The 21,803-nt window shown below is 38.4% G+C and carries 21 protein-coding genes; 11 read left to right on the top strand and 10 right to left on the bottom strand.

The features are described from left to right. Positions 1-9 precede the first annotated feature (9 nt). From IE867_RS11420 to IE867_RS11385, 8 genes are all read right to left on the bottom strand, one after another. Positions 10-1,392, bottom strand: a complete 1,383-nt coding sequence (locus tag IE867_RS11420; protein WP_192484845.1) for an aldehyde dehydrogenase family protein — start codon at positions 1,390-1,392, stop codon at positions 10-12. A gap of 17 nt (positions 1,393-1,409) precedes the next feature. Beyond that, positions 1,410-2,207 (bottom strand): sulfite exporter TauE/SafE family protein, encoded by a 798-nt coding sequence (locus IE867_RS11415; RefSeq protein WP_318779346.1) that lies wholly within the window; start codon positions 2,205-2,207, stop codon positions 1,410-1,412. Between the two features lie 497 nt (positions 2,208-2,704). Next, the gene (gene infA, locus IE867_RS11410) at positions 2,705-2,923 is read right to left on the bottom strand and encodes a translation initiation factor IF-1 (RefSeq protein WP_117003346.1); all 219 of its coding nucleotides are present in this window, start codon (positions 2,921-2,923) and stop codon (positions 2,705-2,707) included. A 173-nt stretch (positions 2,924-3,096) separates the two neighbouring features. Further along, positions 3,097-3,669 carry a CDP-diacylglycerol--glycerol-3-phosphate 3-phosphatidyltransferase gene (gene pgsA / locus IE867_RS11405; RefSeq protein ID WP_192484844.1) on the bottom strand — a complete coding sequence of 191 codons (573 nt, stop codon included), beginning with the start codon at positions 3,667-3,669 and terminating at the stop codon, positions 3,097-3,099. Positions 3,670-3,737: 68 nt separating this feature from the next. Beyond that, entirely contained in the window at positions 3,738-4,193 is a 456-nt protein-coding gene (gene dut, locus IE867_RS11400) for a dUTP diphosphatase (RefSeq protein ID WP_192484843.1), read from the bottom strand. Between the two features lie 8 nt (positions 4,194-4,201). Beyond that, entirely contained in the window at positions 4,202-5,254 is a 1,053-nt protein-coding gene (gene carA, locus IE867_RS11395; protein ID WP_192484842.1) for a glutamine-hydrolyzing carbamoyl-phosphate synthase small subunit, read from the bottom strand. A 395-nt stretch (positions 5,255-5,649) separates the two neighbouring features. Next, the gene (locus IE867_RS11390) at positions 5,650-7,113 is read right to left on the bottom strand and encodes a peptide MFS transporter (protein ID WP_192484841.1); all 1,464 of its coding nucleotides are present in this window, start codon (positions 7,111-7,113) and stop codon (positions 5,650-5,652) included. A gap of 178 nt (positions 7,114-7,291) precedes the next feature. Next, positions 7,292-10,231, bottom strand: coding sequence for a hypothetical protein (locus IE867_RS11385; protein ID WP_192484840.1), 2,940 nt, complete (start codon positions 10,229-10,231; stop codon positions 7,292-7,294). Between the two features lie 306 nt (positions 10,232-10,537). Here IE867_RS11385 and IE867_RS11380 point away from each other — a divergent pair, with 306 nt between their 5' ends. Further along, a complete protein-coding gene (locus IE867_RS11380) occupies positions 10,538-11,614 on the top strand; it encodes a baeRF10 domain-containing protein (RefSeq protein ID WP_192484839.1) in 1,077 nt (358 codons plus the stop codon). Positions 11,615-11,963: 349 nt separating this feature from the next. Here IE867_RS11380 and IE867_RS11375 read toward each other — a convergent pair whose 3' ends face one another. Further along, complete coding sequence (locus tag IE867_RS11375) at positions 11,964-13,010, bottom strand: FUSC family protein (RefSeq protein WP_192484838.1); 1,047 nt, start codon at positions 13,008-13,010, stop codon at positions 11,964-11,966. A 119-nt stretch (positions 13,011-13,129) separates the two neighbouring features. On the opposite strand from IE867_RS11375, the gene IE867_RS11370 reads away from it, so the two are divergent. The 6 genes from IE867_RS11370 (at position 13,130) to IE867_RS11345 (ending at position 17,826) form a co-directional block, all read left to right on the top strand. Beyond that, entirely contained in the window at positions 13,130-14,476 is a 1,347-nt protein-coding gene (locus IE867_RS11370) for an SLC5/6 family protein (RefSeq protein WP_192484837.1), read from the top strand. A gap of 65 nt (positions 14,477-14,541) precedes the next feature. After that, positions 14,542-15,513 (top strand): octaprenyl diphosphate synthase, encoded by a 972-nt coding sequence (ispB, locus tag IE867_RS11365; RefSeq protein WP_192484859.1) that lies wholly within the window; start codon positions 14,542-14,544, stop codon positions 15,511-15,513. A gap of 12 nt (positions 15,514-15,525) precedes the next feature. Further along, positions 15,526-15,981: a YcgN family cysteine cluster protein gene (locus IE867_RS11360; protein WP_192484836.1), complete on the top strand. Its 456-nt coding sequence runs from the start codon at positions 15,526-15,528 to the stop codon at positions 15,979-15,981. Positions 15,982-16,005: 24 nt separating this feature from the next. Then, positions 16,006-17,097 (top strand): DSD1 family PLP-dependent enzyme, encoded by a 1,092-nt coding sequence (locus IE867_RS11355; protein WP_192484835.1) that lies wholly within the window; start codon positions 16,006-16,008, stop codon positions 17,095-17,097. A 172-nt stretch (positions 17,098-17,269) separates the two neighbouring features. Then, positions 17,270-17,506: an AbrB/MazE/SpoVT family DNA-binding domain-containing protein gene (locus IE867_RS11350; protein ID WP_192484834.1), complete on the top strand. Its 237-nt coding sequence runs from the start codon at positions 17,270-17,272 to the stop codon at positions 17,504-17,506. After that, a complete protein-coding gene (locus tag IE867_RS11345) occupies positions 17,494-17,826 on the top strand; it encodes a type II toxin-antitoxin system PemK/MazF family toxin (RefSeq protein ID WP_192484833.1) in 333 nt (110 codons plus the stop codon). Before IE867_RS11350 ends, IE867_RS11345 begins: the two co-directional genes overlap by 13 nt. Here the strand turns inward: IE867_RS11345 and mutT are convergent, their stop codons facing one another. Then, positions 17,827-18,300 carry an 8-oxo-dGTP diphosphatase MutT gene (gene mutT, locus IE867_RS11340; RefSeq protein ID WP_203249916.1) on the bottom strand — a complete coding sequence of 158 codons (474 nt, stop codon included), beginning with the start codon at positions 18,298-18,300 and terminating at the stop codon, positions 17,827-17,829. It abuts the gene before it with no gap. A 111-nt stretch (positions 18,301-18,411) separates the two neighbouring features. Here mutT and ruvX point away from each other — a divergent pair, with 111 nt between their 5' ends. The 4 genes from ruvX (at position 18,412) to IE867_RS11320 (ending at position 21,682) form a co-directional block, all read left to right on the top strand. Further along, positions 18,412-18,822, top strand: a complete 411-nt coding sequence (ruvX, locus tag IE867_RS11335) for a Holliday junction resolvase RuvX (RefSeq protein ID WP_192484832.1) — start codon at positions 18,412-18,414, stop codon at positions 18,820-18,822. A gap of 64 nt (positions 18,823-18,886) precedes the next feature. Then, complete coding sequence (locus IE867_RS11330; protein WP_192484831.1) at positions 18,887-19,726, top strand: mechanosensitive ion channel family protein; 840 nt, start codon at positions 18,887-18,889, stop codon at positions 19,724-19,726. Between the two features lie 102 nt (positions 19,727-19,828). Then, positions 19,829-21,400 (top strand): bifunctional phosphoribosylaminoimidazolecarboxamide formyltransferase/IMP cyclohydrolase, encoded by a 1,572-nt coding sequence (gene purH / locus IE867_RS11325; RefSeq protein WP_192484830.1) that lies wholly within the window; start codon positions 19,829-19,831, stop codon positions 21,398-21,400. Positions 21,401-21,481: 81 nt separating this feature from the next. Then, positions 21,482-21,682 carry a type II toxin-antitoxin system Phd/YefM family antitoxin gene (locus IE867_RS11320; protein ID WP_192484829.1) on the top strand — a complete coding sequence of 67 codons (201 nt, stop codon included), beginning with the start codon at positions 21,482-21,484 and terminating at the stop codon, positions 21,680-21,682. Positions 21,683-21,803: the final 121 nt, after the last annotated feature.

Genomic DNA, 21,803 nt, shown 5'->3' with positions numbered 1-21,803 from the left:
TTATGAAGCTTATGATCCTATTAATACGGTTTTGATGTTTGCAAGTTCACGCAATGCCTCTTGTGAACACTCTCGACCATAGCCTGATTGCTTGACACCACCAAACGGTAACGCCGGATGCGAGACAACACATTGATTAATAAAACACATGCCCGCTTCAATGCGTTTTTCTGCTACTTCTTTGGCATACTCAATATCTTTGGTAAAAATTGCACTACCTAAGCCATATTTCGATTTATTTGCAAGCTCAATCGCTTCTTCATCATTGTCTGCATAGCTAATTGCAATGACCGGACCAAATAACTCTTCTTGAAATGCCAGCATCGATGGTGCGACATCCGTTAATACCGTTGGCGCATAATAGAAACCCTTTGTATTACCTGTTTTCAAGAAATGTCCACCGGTTAATAATTTCGCACCTTGGGCAATACTTTGCTCAATCTGATGATGTATATTATCACGCAAATCGACTCTTGCCATAGGTCCCATCGTTGTATTCTCTGCTAACGGATCTCCAACAACAATTTCGTCAATCGTATTAAGCACCGCTTGTTCAAATGCTACTTTAATAGCTTTATCAACAATCAATCGCTTTGGTGAAATGCACACTTGCCCACTATTGAGCACTCTGACGTTCACAATTTCTTTAGCAACGCTCTCAACATCAACATCTTTGCGAATAATATAAGCATCGGATCCACCAAGTTCCAATACAGTTTTTTTGCAAACTTCTCCGGCTTGTTTGGCAACAATGCTCCCTGCGCGATTGCTACCAGTGAGTGTTACTGCGGCAATATCATAATGTTTAATAATATGCTCAGAATGCGCAAGATCAATGACGACATTTTTCAACAATGGTAATTCTATTGCTTGTGTGAATAACGCTTCAATCGCACAGGCTGAACCAATGACATTCTCGGCATGCTTTAATACGATACCATTACCAATTAAGATGTTGGGGATTGCTGCGCGAAACACCTGCCAGAAAGGAAAATTCCACGGCATAATCATATAGATCACACCCAATGGTGCGAAAACACGCTCGGCGTTTAACCCTTGATAGTTAATCTTTTGTGGACTTAACATTGCCTTTGCGTGTTCTGCATAATAATCACATAAAAAAGCACACTTCTTAATTTCAGAGATACTTTCTTTCAGTGTTTTACCCATTTCATTTGTAATTAAGCGCGCATATTGATCAAAATTTTGCAGTAATAGTACTTTGATTTTTTGAATATACTCAATACGCTGATCTATCGCATGATCACGCCATAATAATTGTGCATTTTTGACTTTTTCAATCGTTTGATCTATTTCAGGCAACGTTAACATTGGATAAGTCTCAAGTAGCTTTGCATTACTTGGATTAATCGTTTGATATTCCTTTTTCATACTGTTCTCCTTATTTTCTAAACAAGCATGGTGATGGCAACAATCAGCATCATGAGAATGTAGATAATTTGTAAATATTTATGTGAAATAAGTGCTGTTACTTTAACACCAATATTAACACCAATCACACTTGGTATCATAGCTACTAAAAAGAATACTAAATTCAAATAGCCAATACTATACGGTGGTAAATTATCAGCATGCCAACCAAATAGCACAAAAAAGCCAGACATCACCAAACATAACACCATGGTAATCACCGTTGATGTACCAATTGCTTTGCGAATATCTAAGCCGCATTTTGTTAAAAATGGCACAAAGAAAACCGACACACCCGAGAGCATGGTACACATCCCTGCTAGAAATGCACTTAGTGCTTTTAATGGTAGTGGAGCTTGCCAGATTTTTAATACAACCTTAAGCTTGCGCCACATCCAAATCGCCATAACGATAACAATCAGCGCAAAGATAATCTTGAGATCATTGCTACTGATCGTGGTCATGAGAAACACACCTAAAACACCACCTAAGAGCACACTTACCATTGCCCAGCGTAGTGTCTGATAGCAAATCTGCTTATATTTATGCTGTTTAAACGTTGCAAAAAAACCTAGTAATACGCTAGAGCTCACACCTGATGCAATCGCAACTTGCATTAAATGGTCATTGGTTGGATAGGCATATTGCATCAATAAATAAAACCCCGGAACATTAATAAGACCAGCACCACCTCCAAATACACCAGAAACAAATCCAGCTAAAAGTGCCACCAAACAGATAAGTACAATCAGTAAAGTCAAACTCAATTTATACACTCTCTTAACATTATTAAACACCGATAGCGATGTTTTGTTTAAAAAGCAATATTACTTAGGCATACGCTTGTATACAAGCAAAGGATCATTAAATTCCCCGAAAATCTCAAGCTAGCGTACAAACCTTACAGACTTTATCAAATTTGAAAATATCTTGGGCGTGACCTTGTGCACTACGTTCGCTTATATATATTACTGGGGTTATGCACTTTAGAAAAAACGATGATTTTATAAACACCCCGTCAGCCTACGGCTGCCACCCCTCTTGCAAAGAGGGGAATTAGGCAAGGGTTATTTTATATTCCCCTCTTTGCAAGAGGGGTGCCAAGCTTGCGAGGCGGGGTGTTGAAATGGAAAAAGTCCGTAACCTCAGTACTTAAACAATTGTTTCTTGGTAGTAATGTATAATTGGGTCAAGTCTGAGCATGACAAATCGCCACCATTCTCGGACTTAATCCGAGAATCTAAAAAATACCTGATAATATTTGCATAGGTACTTATTTATTACGGAACTTAATACGACCTTTAGTTAAATCATAAGGTGTCATTTCAACAGTGACCTTATCCCCTGTCAAAATACGAATATAGTTTTTACGCATTTTCCCTGAAATATGTGCCGTAACAATATGCCCATTCTCAAGCTCAACGCGAAACATGGTGTTTGGTAATGTTTCAACTACCGTACCTTCTAATTCAATACAATCTTCTTTTGCCATTGCTTGTTTAAATCTCTCTATATCTTCTATATTTTCTATATCTTCAACTTTTAGCGCTTTTATAAGCACCCAATAAAATAAGCGTGTGAATCATGCACTATTTTCAAGAAATATTCAACACCTAGTGTTGATCTATTAGAATTTTTCGAGATTTAACCTAACACACTTGAGCGCTAATCTTTAATAGCACCGCTGGCTTTAATCGCCTTGTAGGCAGCTGATAGATATAACCACATAGAGTAAACCGTTAGAATAACGGCGATATATAATAATATAAATCCTAAAATAACCCAGATATTACCGAGATCTTTCGGCTTTAATAATAAAATAAAAATCGCTGCCATTTGTGCTGCAGTTTTTACTTTACCAACAAAAGAGACCTTAACCACGGAACGTTGACCAATTTCTGCCATCCATTCACGTAACGCTGACACGATAATCTCGCGACAAATAATAATAATCGCAGGTAACGCCACCCATGGATACGGATAAAGTGCGATCAACAGTCCAAGTGCAGTTGCCACCATTAACTTATCTGCAACTGGATCTAAGAAGGCACCAAGCTTTGTTGTCTGCTGAAAGTAACGTGCGAGAAATCCATCCAACCAATCAGTTAGTGCTGCTAATAAAAACAAAGTTGCACTAACTCCATGATGGTGCGGAAAAGGCACATAAAATGCCACAACTAAAAAAGGAATAAGCAATATCCGTAGCATGGTTAATATATTTGGTACTGTCCAGATCATATCTGTTTAATCCTTTTGTTGACTGACGCAGTTAGTGTAACAAAGCACCTAGCTTGCGACAAGTTTGTTTATACCCCAGTATGACCAAAACCACCCACACCACGCACGCTTTGACCACCAAACTCTTCAACCGCAACAAAGTTAGCTTGGACTACGGGAACAATGACCAATTGCGCAAAACGCATTAATGACTCAATGGTGATAACATCATTTGATCGATTCCAACAAGAAACCATTAACTCTCCTTGATAGTCTGAATCAATCAAGCCAACACTATTGCCTAAGATCAATCCTTTCTTATGCCCCAAACCAGATCGCGGCAAAATCATGCCAGCAAGTCCCGCATCTGCAATGTGGATCGCAATACCTGTTGGTATCAACTCACATTGTCCAGGACTTAATTGAATATCTTGCTCAATGGCAGCGCTAAGATCAATCGCTGCTGAACCTGTTGTACCGTAATCAGGAAGTGCGGCGAAAAGTTCGGGGCGCAATAACTTCAGTTCAATCGTCGTTTGCGTCATATCACCACCTACAGCTGCTCAACAAATCGATCAAAGAGCCATGCCGTATCAACAGGACCTGGTCCTGCCTCAGGATGGAATTGCACTGATGAGTATGGCAACTCTTTGTGTTTAATTCCTTGAATCGTATTGTCGTTAAGATTTCTAAACCAAACTTCCCAATTCTCAGGCATCGTTGATTCATCTACTGCAAAGCCATGGTTTTGTGACGTTAGATAACTACGGTTACTTCCTTCTAATAAACAAGGATGATTCTGCGCGCGATGCCCAAATTTAAGCTTATAGGTTTTCGCACCAATCGCAATACCCATAATTTGTGAACCTAAACAAATACCAAAAATCGGTTTTTGTGGTGCTTTTGTCATTGCTTCTTTTAATACCTTAGCCGTGGTTTGGCAACGCGCTGGATCGCCTGGACCATTTGAAATGAACACACCATCATAAGACTCTTTGGTGTAATCATAATCATAAGGCACACGCTTCAACGTCAAATTAGAATACTCACACAGGTAACGCCAAATATTCGCCTTCATACCACAATCAACAACGATGACTGTTTTATCACCTGCGCCATGCACAACAGGCTTATCAATCGTCACGTCAGCAACTAAGTCAAGCTCACTAATATTGGGATACTTTTTCGGTAGCTCTTCACCGACAACAATCGCACCTGAAACAACACCATGATGGCGCAACACTTTCGTTAAAGCACGTGTGTCAATATCAGCAATAATCGGTGTGTTATATTTCTCACACCATGCTTGTAATGATGTTTCTCCTTGAACACGCGCATAAAAAGGCGCTAACTCTGAAACGATAATACCCGCAGCATGGATCTGATCAGACTCCCAGTGAGCCTGTCCTTCAACACCATAGTTACCAATCATCGGATAGGTAAAGCAGACAATCTGCCCTTTGTATGACGGATCAGTTAATACTTCTGTATACCCTACCATGCCAGTATTAAATACAATCTCTCCGTAATTAATGCCTTTAACCCATGTTGGTACTTTGCCCTCGAATACTTCCCCAGTCTGTAAAACAAGCTTTGCTGGAATCATGAAAAATCACCTTGATTGAAGTTGATCTATTTTATACCCATCACAAACCATTTTACAGAGTTTTTTGCTGCGCATTTTGCGCGCCTTTAATTAAGTTGAGTTTTGGCAATAGTCCCAGCTATTACCTACAACTCAACTTATCAAAATCATCGCAGACTACTTTACAAGCAAACACTGTAGAATGATTCCTGATGGGTATATACCACCCGTAATTGCTCACCGCACCCTGAGCGTAAGTCGAAGGGTAAGCTTAGGGAAGTCACACTTCATAGAGGCTTCGACTTACGCTCAGCCAACGCTTACAAAATCAAAGTGGGCAGTAATATGGTCATAGCCCGAGCTATATGAAATAAGTCCTCAGATTGCAAATACAGCGCACTAATTTTTAGATATCTTTAGGCGTTTCTCTTTCTAAGAAAATACATTACAACAGAGATAATGATCAATACTATACAAGCAATTGCTGAAACTTTGGTAATTGCACCAAAGACATTATAGTAATTACTAGCACTTTTAACTAAAAAGTCACCCGCTGTTTTGACGGTTTCAACACTTGTTAAGGTGGCAATTTCGGCTGCAGCATAATTAGCAATAGATCCCGTGATCAACATATAAAGACCTGCTAGAAAGCCGACCGAACCACCTGGATTTAAGCGTGTGATTTCAGATAATGCAACCGGATCAACAAATAACTCAGCAAAGCCAATAACCGCCATACCAACAACAACCCACATCATTGAAGCATGTCCGTCGGTAGTCGCTGCAATTTTCGCTCCCATCATAATCATAAAGAAGCCAAAGGTTAGAAATAACAAACCAAAGGTGATTTTAAATAACGCACTTAATCTAACACCTGCTTTGATCAACCAATACCAAACTTGTGACATAATCACACCACCGATTAAAATCGCAAAGGGATTAATCGATTGAAATGCCGCAGCGGGAATGGTAAATCCATCAAACTCGCGAATGACATTGCGCTCAATAAATAAGCTAATCGAGCTACCACCTTGCTGATCAAATGCCCAGAATATCAAGCCAAATATCATAAAAAAGCAAATTGCCAACAATGATCTTTTATCTTTACCCTCAAGCTTAATAAATAAGAAAAACAAGAAGTAAAGACTGACGATAACACATGCTAACAATATCCAACCGGCAAATAAATAATACAAAGCAAAGCTAAAAAACACCGCAGCAACTACGATTAATAACACCGTAATTGGTAGCACTTTGATGCTTAATATCCCTTTCTCTTTTAATGCATTCCACTGCGGATCATTACCTGCAATAAAGTGCTTACGCCCTGTTATGAATATCATCAAGCCAATTGCCATGCCAATCGCCGCTAATAAGAAGCCATAATGCCAACCCCACACTTGTGCCGCCCATGCACATAAAATCGGTGAAATAAAAGACCCAATGTTGCCGCCAACATACATCAATGCAAAGCCACTATCGCGCTTGGTGTGCTCTCTTGAGTATGTTGCACCCAACAAACAAGATACATTGGTTTTAAACAGACCATAACCACAAATAATAAGTGCTAAACCAAAATACAAACCGCCACCATCTAAGCCAAGCACTAGATGTCCTGCCACCATGGTTGCAGCCCCCAAAAAGGTTGCCCAGTAATATCCCAAATAACGATCCGCAATCGCACCCCCGATAATAGGTGTGACATAAACAAGTGCTGTATACGCACCATATAGTGCATAAGCATGATTATCAGTAAATAATAATTTTTGTGTTAAATAAAGCACCAATAGCGCACGCATTCCGTAGTAACTAAAGTACTCCCAAACGTTAAGCGCAATGGCGTAATAAAGTGATTTCGGTTGAGTCTCAATGTGAGTCATATAAATTCCCTGATAACCAATATAGACCGATAAGCATATCAAAGATTTAATAAAAAACTATTAAAATTATAAGCTGTCATCTATCTTTGCAACATAAGTATAGAAATCACGCATTCATTAAATCCAGTCATCATAAATCATTTTGTGATTTATGATGGCGATAAGAGGAAAACATTAACTATTGAACCACTGGATAAGTGTATTGATATCCTAACTGAGTGATCTGGTAGCCTTTAGTAAAAGATGGCGACGAATAATTGTGCTCTTGCCACTGACTATCAACATATTCAAAAAGTGATAATTGATTGTCATGTGAACTACCTTTTTTAATCTTCTCGCCAATAAGCCAAACTGAGTTATCAATAACTTTTAGTTCATTAGCCGTCACTGCTGTTGCTGGGATATCAGTTAACTCGTGGCAATGCATCTCATCACCGAAGTGTCCATAATCATAGTCAATATCACATTGAGCAAGCGTTTTATGCATATGTCCAGCATCAACTAAGACATAAAAAGACATACTATCTGGAATTACTTGCACTGATTCGATTGTCTTGTAATAGTTTGGAAACAAATAAGATGCGGCAGGGTGATTAATTATCTGGTCTCCTTCATATTCTGCTGGCTGCGTTTGATAATTAACCAAGCTAATACGACCTTGTGATGAATCCATTTTCTCAGTATCTATAACAGCCAAATAGTCATCATGCTTAAAATAAAAGCTTTGCTCTAAAGGCGTTTCCGACAAGTATAGCGGTGCCATCCCTCCTAACGCATCAATCTTAGTAAATGCATTATTTTTATGATCCACCATATAATGGTTATTATATTGGTCTAACCAAGCATTTATATCATCTATCGATTCTACCGCTTCATCTATCGAAAAAACTTCATGCCATGCATAAGTTGAATCTTCAAGCTTACCAACTAGCATAATAAGTTTGCTAAATGATTTGTCTGATACAAACACATGAATGTCACCTTGGTTACTTGCTATTGCTCTAACACCAAGGTAGTTATATTTATTGTCTGGGAAATTAAGATTAACCCAAGTTCCACTAACATTTTTTAATAATTCGAAATGCTTTTGTCTCGCCCAAGGAGCCCCATCTTCAGTTATCGCAGCAAGTATATTATGATCTGTATCATTCGCTAACCAATATAATTGATCAATTTGACCTGAGCGTAAATATTTTTTAATATTATCAGAATTAACGCCATTATTGTCCATATGATAAAGCGCATAATATTTCGACATATCTGGCATTTCAACATACAAGGCTTTATGTTTTGCGAGATTAAAATCATATGTTTGACCTAGTGCATTAACAGTGAGCTTAGATTGATTTACATCCACGTCACTTGAGCTATACATGTACAAGGAGCAGGATTTGCCTTTTGCCAAGTTTATTGTGCCATCATTCACCTCACAGTAATTTGGGCAAAGCTCAGCTGTACACCATGTTGTCCCATAGCTTGAGTTTCCATTAACACCATTGTAGAGTATTACATTCTCAGGCAAAGCACTGCGATCAAGCTCAATATTATCAATCTTTACTTCACCATTATTGGTCAATTTGACAGCCCCCATATTTGACTGCGATGAGCCTTCATCCGCTTCAACAATAAGACTGACGTCTAAAGATTTGATATAAAACGATTCACTCACTGCTGACGCCATATTGTTTGCTTGATCAATATGCAAAGTATATCCGCCTGGCATCACATCTTCTGTTGTGTTTATCTTCACTTGACATGAATCACCTGCGACAAGCGTTGTGTTAAAGCAACCCGATGCAGGATCGATCGTTAAACCTGCCACATTTTGATTTTGCTGTGTCATCGTGAAATAAGACATCTCTGGCAAGTAAGCACTAAATGGTCCGTTATTTGTCACATTAATCTCAAAGCTCTCACCTTGTTTTGCCTGCACATCCTCTTCAATGGCAACATTAACGGGATCGATAGTTATCATATTTTGAGCACTTAACTCAACGCCGCTATCTGTAGCATAGTGAAGCGTCATATATGCAGGTTTTGCATAGTCATCAACATGCGCATTATCACGCGCCTTTAAGGTGATATCACATGATGCGTGAGCCGCAAGTGTTTGTTGACAGTTATTATTTTCAACCATCACACTGTTATCGGCAATATTCTCAAGTGTAAAAACACCCATCTGCAAATCAACATCCGTATCATTAGTATATGTTATAGTTTGTGTTGCAGGTGATTCAAATGTGACATCATTGCTCTTTACAATTGACGTTGAAACTTTCATATCAATCATGTGATTCTCTTTGGCATTAGCTGCCTCAATAATGATATCAATCGTATCATCTTGATGTGCTTTCAATGTATCTATCGTTTTTTGATCGACAGCTAAATCAAAAGCAACACTAAAGTCCTCTCCACTATGCAATTCATCTATTTGCTGAGAAGATAGATTTAAAGCAATATCTTTTAACCACTGTGGTAATTGGATATCCAGTGCATTAATTGTTACTGATGAATTATTATGCACATCAATGGTTACCTTTGAACCTGGCTTAAGATAATCGCTTGTTTTTGTCGATTGTGATAAATCAATTAAACGTGAATCATTTTGAGGAACGAACTTTAACACTTTCTGAATATTGAGATCTTCTGCGTTATCGGATGTTTTTACTGATAGGGTTAAATGTTTATCGGTCTCATGATCGACTTGATCATCTAATTTTGCTAGAAATGCAATATTACATTGATCGCCTGCTTGTAGCAGTTGACCTTGTCCTTTATCATCAAAGCACGTATTTTGTGGTAAGCTCAAATCATAAGTCAGCTTGACCCCATCTGTCTCAGGTGTCTCAAAACCTTTAATTGCAACAGCTGTATTACTCGTTGCCTTACCAATAGCGCCAAGCTTCATTTGCTCAACACTAGGATTAGTAACGGTATAAGACAACACACTTGTTTTACCAGATTGAATCACCTTAGGCGCTTTAATGGCTTCTTGTGCTTTTAGTTGTGCCTTGACTGGCGATGGTGCTGGACTATCACCACCTGATGAACCTCCACCACCACAGCCAATAAGGGCTAATGCAAATAATGATGAGAGATGTTTCAGATTAGATTTCATGTTTGCTCCTGTTGTATTTTGGTAAGACAAAACCTTTTACTGAACAAAATGTATCCTAATATTGTGATTGAGGGAAATTTGCTTAGCTTATAGCTATATTAAAACTATTTATGACTGAGATTGCGCACCTTCCCTAAAATGCGTCATTCCAATTTATGCGCCACAATGCCAAGCAGATTCAAAATGATCAGATGATTAATATTGCTCAATATGTTCGTTAATCTAATTTTTTTACTTTTTCATTCACAGCACTTCATCTGCTGCTATACTCACATTTGCATTTAACCAAAAAAGGATATGGATATTATGAAATCAAAACTTAACGATGTACTACATACGCTGAAAAACTTTATCGCCACTCATGATTATAAAGAAACACCAATACTTTCCGCCTACGTCAATATTGACCCTAGAAACCAAAATAATCAAAAGGCAACGCCTGCTTGGCAAATTGAGCTTAAAAATGAAGACAAACAATTAATGGACACCCTCCCTGCTGATAAATTAAAGCGTTATTGTGTCCAATCAAAATGGGCTAATACCGAGGAAATGATCATGCAAAGTCTTGAGCCTCGCAACATTAGTGGCAGATCCGTTGCTTTATTCTCTGATCACAATGACGTAATTGAGTTACCCTTGCCCATCCCTACACAGACCAAACTATATTATGGGATACCACAAATTAAGCAGCTCCTTTTTGCTATTGACCAGTATAAAAAATATCTAATCGTTATTCCTTCCGGACATAATGTACGCTTTATTGAAATCTTCTTAACGCGTGCAAACCATGAATTTTCAATTGAGATAGAACCTAAACTTGCACAACAGTTTGGTCAAAAAGAAGCGGCTATTACTAACTTACAAATGACGCCTGAGCTAGAAAGACGCTTTACTAAGGAAGTTGCTGATGCAATCAATCACTATTTTGCAGAGGATGATGATTGTGAACGTATCATCTTCGGTGGCAATCATCGACAGGCGCATGCCATCGTTAATGCACTACACCATAGTGTACAAGATGCCGTGGTTGCTATTGAGTCTATTGATCATAAAACAAATGCACATGATATTGCAAAAGATCTGCTACCTACCATGGAAGCTTATGAAGCTGAACATGATCTTGAAGCAGTTGAAGAGCTAATATCTCGTCATAACCGCCGAGGACCTGCTGTCATTGAAACTCAAGATGTTAAACGCGCATTAGCAAATCACAATGTCAAAAAACTTATATTGCCATACCCTATTGATTCAGAGCAGTTTGATGAGCTCATAGTGGACACCGTTGCCGGTGGTGCAAGCATTGAGTTTGTGACAGACAAAGCCGCTGAGCTTCTTAAACAACATGGTGGAATTGGTGCTAAGCTATATTATTCTCTAAGCTAGATTAAACTTGATTCATTTTTAAAAATTGGCTTGTTTGCGCTCGTCGCGGCAATTATTATGTTTATGGCAAGCAAATATAAAAGAAGAATGATTTAATAACTGGAGTTACGCACTCATGTAAATCACCTTAAATTTCTATGTTCATCAAAAGCCTTAAGGAATCATATGCTGATTAGCTTTTTAATTTCATTATTAGCCTCAACGATTATTACTTGGCTTGCTGCGCGCGCTTTATTTCGCCTAAATATAAAAAAAAGTCAAGCTCTCACCAAAAAAGATCGATATCTTAATGCCGTTATCTGCGGGTTTGTTTTTTTCTGTGTTAGCTGTTTTGTCTATGCACTACTGATTAATAGCGTTTTTCACTAAGCACATTTTGATTCTCTTCAATCATCTGCAGTGTATCAATAAGCTTTTTAAAGGAGAACATCACAACACTGGCATGACGCAACTGGCTCTGAATACTCATTGACTGACTAAATGCCTTAAGTAGTTCTTCTAACTTAGTAATGATTTGTTGATACTCGTCCTGATTAAAAACATTCTTTTTAAAACTGGTACTCATAACGTTAAAGGCATAATTTATCTCATCATATAGCGCCTTAAACGCTGGGTTTTGCTGAAATTTCTCCCGTTTTTCAGGATAGGTTTCAATATAATCATAAATGACACTGGTATAGCGATATAACTGTCGCAAATGGCGTGTTGTCGCTTTTAATACCTTAAGATCCATATTTGGTTTTTCATGTATTATTTCCTTTTGTAATGCGATCTGCTTTGAAAAATGACTAAAGATTTCAACCAAAACATCATCATAGTCACCTCCAGCAAAAAGTCGATTATTTAATGAAGCAATACAGTTAACGGTATCACAAAAGGACTGATTGATGCGCTTATAAGCATGAATAGGGAAAAAGTAGCGGTTAACCATAATCGCAATGGCAATGCCAATTAATACTTCAAGTATACGATAACAAGCTGCGGCTAAACTGACATCACTACTAAATAAGATAATTGCGACCGTAATTGTGCCCAAAACACCAGCATAGCTATATTTACTAGAGTTTGTTGCAGTAAAGACACCGATTGCAATAAGAACCATCCCTAATATAAACTGAATGATCCACATTTGTGGAAAGATTACAATAATAACAATCGCACATAATGATACAATTAATGTTGCTAAAAAGCGCATTTTAGCTTTTGCTAACGCACCCCCTAAATTCGGCTGACTTGACATGATCACTAAAACAGTAATCACAATCCATGCATACATTTGTCCAATATTAAGCCATTCACCCAATAAGTGTCCCACCAAATAAGCAATAGCACTAGCAACAACTGCCTTTAATGCATTGATCAATGAGTAGCGCTTACTATAAAGCAAATTCGTCATCGTAATAAATCTCCATTAAATGTTATGTAAACAGTATAGCGCTAAATATTGCACGGTTTTAGATGACAAGCAAAATGTTATTGTTATCATAAGCTTATTTTCTAATGACTGGAATTAACATGAACCCAACTACAACGATACGTTCAGCACTCTACGCTTTAAGCATTGTCGCTGCCAGTATTGGCGTGTTTGTCTATTGGCAGATTAGTCGCTATCCGGAGGCATTCAATAATATTGCCTTTGTTTTCGCCTATGCAGTTATGCTGATACTAATTAGCATGCCGCTTTTTGTCTCTGAAACCATCTCTGGCTTTCTAAGTAAAAAGCCGCTTACAGGGAGTCTGCATTTTGCTGCACGTTCACAGCGCTTACGCTTTATTGGACTCTTATCGATGGTGCTTGCAGCGATTTTACTAATTATGGTGATCGCACGTATATCTGTGACAAGCTCAAGTCTTGTCTATACTAGCTTTTGGTATACGACGCATTCAGCGGAGAAAACACTACACCTTATTGATAACTATACTTTACTGATTGGTATTATTTTTAGCGCCATTATTGTGATCATTATTGGCTTCTCACAGACACGCGAGCGTTTTTTAAAATTAAGCTCAGCCTTTGCCACTCTTGGTCTTGCCTGTTTAATTGGGTTATTTATCATGAATGCAGTAACCTTTAACACCAGCTTGACAACGGGTACTTTTTTCACACCTGATTTTCATTTACTGGCATCAATAGATGTCTGGGAATCAGCATTAAGTCTTTCGCTCTTTTCAGGACTCATTGGCTTAGGGGTTAACTCCGTACTTGGCACGTATTTCAATGCACAATGCTCTATTCGACGCTTTAGCTGGTCGTTTGTCATTGGCAGCATTATAACCGTCATCATCATTATGCTGATACAAAGCTTATATACCAATAGCAGTCGATCCGCTTCTGATGTATTAGGTTTTCAATATGCCTATACACTCAACTTATTAGCCTTTGGCATGTTCTTCTTCTGCTTACTAACAACCGCTATCTTGCTTTGCCAAACCTTTAAGGGCTTAAACACTTCAACCACAAAGCATAAGTGGTATGTTTATCTGCCGTTTTTTATCTTGCTTTTGGCTGCCTCAATTATCTATCAACACGTATTAGCATACACAGTACACGACATCCTTCAATCTAATGTTATCATTATCCTTATCCTTTTTATCGCTTATCTTGAGATTCTTATTTTCGGTTGGATTTGCGATGCACAGAAATTAAGTTATCAATTACACAAAGCAACAAAAATCAAACTCTCTGCACTGTATAATTTAAGCTTGCGTCTGATTGCGCCAAGTGCTATTTTGGCAGTTTTTACTCATAAAATATTAAGCATTTTTGTCACTATGCATTGGTTCTCCATCGTTGGCATCTTTATTTTATCGCTTATTTTTACCGTCATTCTTGGTAGTTTTTTACATCGCAAGTTCCAGTAATTCGCTTGACCTTAAAAGCAATGACAATTATCCTCAACGACTTACTTGAAGATCAAATCATAGAAATGTTAACACTTAAGCAAATTCAACAGTTATCGACAGATGACATCCAACGAAATAATCAAGTCATCATTGACCAATTAAGCTCCAATGTCGTTTTAATTAATCAAATTAGCCAATACATTATCCACAGTGGTGGTAAACGTTTGCGCCCATTGCTACTGATGCTTGTCGCCCGCGCCCTTGACTACAAAGGGCAAGATCACACCAAAGCCGCAGCTATTATTGAGTTTATTCACACAGCGACCCTGTTGCATGATGATGTGGTTGATGAGTCTGAATTGCGTCGCGGCAAAGAGACTGCCAATAATGTCTTTGGCAATGCCGCTTCAGTCCTAACGGGTGATTTTCTTTACTCGCGCGCCTTTCAAATGATGGTTGAGTTAAATCAAATGCAAATTATGCAGATCTTAGCAAATGCCACCAATAAAATCGCGGAAGGAGAAGTATTGCAGCTGTTAAACTGTAACAATCCGGATATTACTGAAGCGCAATATATGCAAGTTATTTATTGCAAAACCGCCAAGCTGTTTGAAGCGGCTTGTGATGTTGCTAGTGTTCTAGCAGATGCCAGTGACAGAGAGCAAGAAGCATTACATCAATACGGTCTGCATCTTGGTAATGCGTTCCAGATTGCAGATGATGTGCTTGATTATATTGCCGATAGTGACACACTTGGCAAAAATATTGGTGATGATTTAGCTGAGGGCAAAACGACACTACCTGTGATTTATGCATTGAAAAATGCACAAGCTCAAGATCAACAACTGATTCGTCAAGCGATTGAGCAAGGCCATCATCCAGAGATGGCAAAGATTATTGATATTATCAAGCACAGTGGTGCGATTGAGTATGCTGTTAGCAAAGCGCAACAAGCTGCTCAATCGGCAATTGATTCGCTAGATATACTGACTGAATCTGAATATAAAAACGCACTGATTGCACTAGCGCATATTGCTGTTGAACGTACACACTAACAACTCAAAACTATGTCTTCTAAGTCTTTACGTGATAATTTCTGGCACTTATATCCATTAAAAGCATTAAACGATGCTGAATGGGAAGCGCTTTGTGATGGCTGTGGTTTATGTTGCCTACATAAACTGCAAGATGATGAAACCGATGAGATCTATTACACCAAAGTTGCCTGCAAACTTTTAGATTGTAGCACTTGCCAATGCACGAATTATCCTAAGCGCAAACAACTGGTACCTGACTGTTTGCAACTGGATCTATATCACCTAAAGCATGCCCAGCATTGGTTACCTGAGACTTGCGCCTATAAGCGCCGTTATCATGGTAAAACTTTACCTGATTGGCATCCATTGATCACCAAAGATAAAAACAGCGTTCACAAGGCAAGCGCTTCAGCTTGCGATTTTGCCATTTCTGAGAATGACATTCGTAGTGATTTGGAAGATTATTTGCTTACTAATTACGATTAAACAATATAAAAGATGGATTAAATTATGATTGGACAACATAAATCAACACTAAACACACCCTGCCTTGTGATTGATAAAGATAAACTTCTGCAAAACATCAATGACATGCAAGCTTTTGCTCTTAAATATCACAAGTCCGTGCGCCCTCACGCCAAAACGCATAAATGTACTGAAATTGCCAAATTGCAAAAACAACAAGGTGCCATTGGCATATGTGCAACCAAGGTGAGTGAAGCACTTGTTTTGGCTGAGCATGGCATTACGGGTATTTTAATCACTTCCCCTGTCGTTACAGAGAATAAACTTAATATGCTAAGCAAGGTTTATCAACTAGCGCCAGATACCATGGTTGTTTGTGATTCATTTGCTAATGCTGAAGAATTAAACCAATTCGCTTTAAATCACTTAAAGCAAAGTATGGATGTTATCGTTGATATCGATGCTGGCATTGGACGCACAGGTGTCTCCTTTGAGCATGCTATCGCACTGGCACGACATATCAATGAGTTATCTCATCTTAATTTAAAAGGCATTCAATGCTATGCCGGTCATTTCCAACATATCAGTGGCTATAACAAACGCCAAGAGGCTTCTTCATCACTGCTTAAAAAAGCCGGTGAGATTAAAGCGCAAATTGAAGCCCAAACAGGACTTAAAAACCTTATTCAAACGGGATCCGGTACGGGCACTTATGCCATAGATTGTAATGTTCAATCGGTCACGGAAATTCAACCAGGCTCATATACCGTAATGGATAAAGAGTATTTTGATATCGAATCAATCAATAGTTTCCTGCCAGCGATGACGCTTTTAAGCACAGTTATCAGTGCTAATCATGAGATACATGTCACTGTTGATGCGGGACTTAAAGCACTCTATAAAGATCCTACCAAGCCACAGATTATTAGTCATGATGATCTTTATTATGACTGGGACTACTTTGGCGATGAGCATGGCAAAGTTACCGGCAAAGTATTGCCTAAGCTTGGAGACATCATTGAAATGGTGGTACCACATTGTGATCCAACCATTAATTTATTTGATCAGTTTTATATTACAGAAAATGATATTGTTACCGATGTCTGGTCAATTAATTTGCGCGGCAAAAGTCAATAGCCATAAAGCCAATCATAGCAATACATTCGCTCATAATCATCACGTAAGATTCTATTGCATACACCCATCAAAATAGACCGACATTCTATCAAACAGCAATGAATTTCCGACATTGACAAAACCAATATCGCATTATAACATTGTTATAACTTTGATCATCAGGAGAAGTCATATGCAAACTAAATTAAGGGCGATTGGTAACAGTGTTGGCATCACCATTCCTGCAAGTGAATTAAAAACACTATCTGCTCATATTGGCGATACTATTGAAATTAACATTGTCAAAGTGATCAAGACGCCACGTTCAAGCTGGAATGATGTAAGTTTATGGCAAAACGCAAAACATGAACCTCTGCATCTGAATGATCTTAGCAATAATAATTTTGATGAGAACGAATGGCAATGGTAGCTATCAAACGATTTAGTGTTTGGGGCGTTGATCTTGACCCAACCAAAGGCAGTGAGCAGTCAGGTTTTAGACCTGTTTTAGTAATATCACCGGATGTTATGAATAATCATTTAAACACAGTGATTGTTGCACCAATGACAACGTCATTACGCGGCTGGCCTACACGTGTTCAAATAGAGCATCAAGCAAAAACAGGTGAAGTCGCACTTGATCAAATTAGAACAATTGATAAAAGCCGTTTGAAAAAGAATATGGGCTTACTTGAAACTAAGTTTCATCGCAATATTTATAGCGTTCTTGCTGAAATATTTAGTAAATAATCACGCATGTGAACGAGTTACTTTGGTTGACATAAATTGCTTGAGTGTCTCAATAATCTCTTGATTTGCTTCAGGCATTATTTCGGTATCAAGCTTATCAATATTTACCCATTTCCCCTCTTGCCCTTCTTGAGGCGCAATTTCTCCTTGATATTGCGTAATCACAAAACAATGAAGCTCAACGGATTTATGTTGATAGTGATGTGTCTTAACCAACAATGCTTCACACTTTGTAACATCAATGCCTACCTCTTCTTTAAGCTCGCGCTTAAGTGCATTATGTGGCGCCTCACTAGCTTCAAGTTTTCCGCCTGGAAACTCCCAAAGTCCGGCTAAATCCTGAGTTGATTTACGCTTAGTTAAAAAAACTTGATTTTTTTGGTCATTTAATATGACTCCAACAGCAACTTTGATTAAAATCATCGCTAATAAACAAACACTTAAATAAATCAAACATGCCTTATAGCTTAACAAAGCAATCTTTAATTGCCATGCCTAATTTGCAAGTTAATGCCTTTGAACACCCTGTTATCGTTATGCGTGAAGAGAATGACAAAGGTATCATCGGCTTTATGAGGTTTGGTCATGCTTAAATTAATCGGCCTTGATTATGGCAAGTCACGCATAGGAATTGCCAGTGGACAGATGATCACCAAAACGGCTACACCAATTGCAACCATTGCCGCGAAACAAGGTGAGCCTGAATGGCGTGAGCTTGATAAGATTATTAAACAATGGCGCCCTAGTGATATTATTGTAGGGCTTCCGATTGATGCCAAAGATCAAGAAACCAAGATTACTGAGGAAGCACGCGCCTTTGCACAAAAGATTGAGCTGAGATATCAAAAGCCTGTGCATTTAATCTCAGAGACTTTCTCAACGCGTGAGGCGCGTTGGCGTCTAGAGGAAGTACAAAACAAATCAAATCGACACCTTAAAGTCGACGCATTTGCCGCTTGTGTTATTTTAGAGACTTGGATGAACGAACAGAGTTAAATCATTTACCACAACTTCATTTCTGACCTATACTATTTAACATCCGGATAACATGGAGTTTAGTGTGACAATTTATAACTTTCTCTCACATCATTTAATTATTGGCTTAATACAAAGTATCGCTATTGCAGTTATAATGTATTTTTTATATCGATTTTTACAATGGTATTTTACACGAAAAATTGATAACACAACCAAGCTCAAACGCAAGCTTTCACGCCTTCGTTATCTATTGATTGCTATTTATGTCTTTTGCGTACTGAAAATATGGATTAGTGATTTTAGTCATATTCTCACTGCATTAGGTTTGGTAGGTGCCGGTTTAGTTGTTGTCAACAAAGAAACGATTATGAACTTTATCGGCTCATTTATTATCATGTGGCGCGATCTTTTTAGTGAGGGTGATTATATCGAGGTCCAAGGTCAAGAAGGATATATCTATCGCTTAGGACCACTATATTATACATTGGCTGAGCACCCTCCAACTGACAAAAAGACCAAAGGAAAATATATTCGCGTCCCAAATGCCACCGCAATTACTACTGTTATTATCAACTATTCACAACCTGCGGTTCCTTTTAAGGGTAAAATTCAATTTAAAGTGACGTATGAACAATATACAAATCTCAACATCACTGAGTTAAAAACCACGCTAGACAAAGAGCTTACTGACTATCTTAAGACACTCAATAAACCACAATTAAACACGCTGACATCAACAACGATTAGTCTTTATGAGCAACCGAATATTGATAAACCAGAGCTTATCGATATCACTATTCGTTATCAATGTTTATTTGAACATAAAGAATCGCTGTCAACGCTCCTTAATACTTCTTTATTGCAATCACTAACAACAAGTGATCAATTCAAAGACATTCAAAAAACAGTCTCACCCTCTTAGTAGTCAGCCAAGCAATAAGCCTTGGGGAAAAGAGCTTTAAAATATCGCTTATCTGATATACAATCACCTCGCTTTTAACGTACTCTTCTGGAGCGAAATCTCGTGAGATCAATTAAACGCGCTTTGCTTAGTGTTTCCGACAAAACAGGGATTGTTGACTTTGCCAAGCAACTGCAAAAACTCAATATTGAAATATTATCAACCGGCGGCACTGCCAAGCTATTAGCAGATGCCGATATCCCCGTCATTGAAGTGTCTGATTACACGGGCTTTCCTGAGATGATGGATGGACGTGTCAAAACGCTGCACCCTAAAATCCATGGTGGGCTTCTTGGCAGACGCGATATCGATCAAGCGGTTATGCAGCAACATGATATTCCCAATATTGATTTAGTTGTTGTCAATTTATATCCATTTAAACAAACGATTGAAAAACCGAATGTCAGTTTCAGCGAAACGATCGAGAACATTGATATTGGCGGTCCGACAATGTTGCGCTCAGCGGCAAAAAACCATCAAGATGTTACCGTTATTTGTGATCCTAATGACTATAGCGACATTACACAAAAGCTCAATGACAACCATGGCGCTTTAGACTTTGCGACACGTTTTAGTTTAGCATGTAAGGTCTTTGAACACACCGCCCAATACGATGGTATGATTGCTAATCATTTAGGTACATTAAACCCAACAACTGGTGAGAAAGAGCAGAGCTTTCCAAATACAATCAATCTACAGTTTAACAAAGCCAAAGTGATGCGCTATGGTGAGAATCCTCACCAGCAAGCTGCCTTATATATTGAGCCTAGTTATCCTAATGCATCCGTAGCACAAGCAACACAATTACAAGGTAAAGCATTATCTTATAATAATATTGCTGATACTGATGCCGCTTTACAGTGTGTCAAAAGCTTTGACTTACCTGCTTGTGTTATTGTGAAACACGCTAATCCTTGTGGTGTTGCAGTGGCAAGCTCATTAACCGAAGCCTATCAAAAAGCCTTTCAAACCGATCCAACCTCAGCCTTTGGCGGCATTATTGCCTTTAATCAAAAGCTTGATGCAACAACTGCTCCAACAATTATTAATCAACAATTTGTTGAAGTTATTATTGCCCCTGAAGTGGATGACTTGGCACTTAAAGCACTTGCAGCTAAGCCCAATGTGCGTATATTGGCTTGTGGTTATGATCAAAAGCCAAATGTTGCTGAGCTTGAATTGAAGAAAATTGAAGGTGGATTGTTAGTCCAAGATAAAGACATTTATCAGCTAGATCAAAATGAATTAAAGATCGTCACTCATAAAGCGCCGACTGATGAACAATTACAAGACCTTTTATTTGCTTGGAAAGTCGTTAAATTTGTCAAATCAAATGCAATTGTGTATGCAAAAAACAATATGACTATCGGCATTGGTGCTGGACAAATGAGTCGTGTATTTAGCTCCAAAATTGCTATTGAAAAAGCGCACGATGCTAACTTAAGCATTGAGCATTCAGTGATGGCATCAGATGCCTTCTTCCCGTTTCGCGATGGCATAGATGCCGCTGCCAAATCAGGGGTAAGTGCTATTATCCAACCAGGTGGCTCCATGCGCGATCAAGAGGTCATAGACGCTGCTAACGAGCATGGTATCGCTATGGTGTTTACTGGCATTAGGCATTTTAGGCATTAAATAACAAAAACTTGGACAAGCAGGGAATATTCAACTATATTAGCAAAAGATCAAATGAATCACTTAATTTAGCGAGGTCTTATGCATCATATTTATGGTATTGGCGACGCCAAACAAAACTTCCCCAAGCTGATTAATTTAGTATCGACCTCTGGTGAGGAAATTTTAATTACACGCGGCAAAAAATTAGTCGCTAAAATTATTCCTGTAGAAAAGAAAAAACGCGTTATTGGAAAGCTCTCTAACACAGCATATTACATGGCTGAAGACTTTGACTATTGAACGACAATTATCTTTGCCGGTTAACGACAACTACAATTGCCGCTTAAACCACCCTAATTTAGCATGGTTTTATCTTCAGTTACAATATTAATATTTTGCTTATTATCTGTTCTTGCTTTTT

This window comes from Cysteiniphilum marinum (genome assembly GCF_014857925.1).
In the GTDB taxonomy this organism is placed as follows: domain Bacteria; phylum Pseudomonadota; class Gammaproteobacteria; order Francisellales; family Francisellaceae; genus Caedibacter; species Caedibacter marinus.
This window is presented reverse-complemented; position numbering and strand designations above follow the sequence as displayed.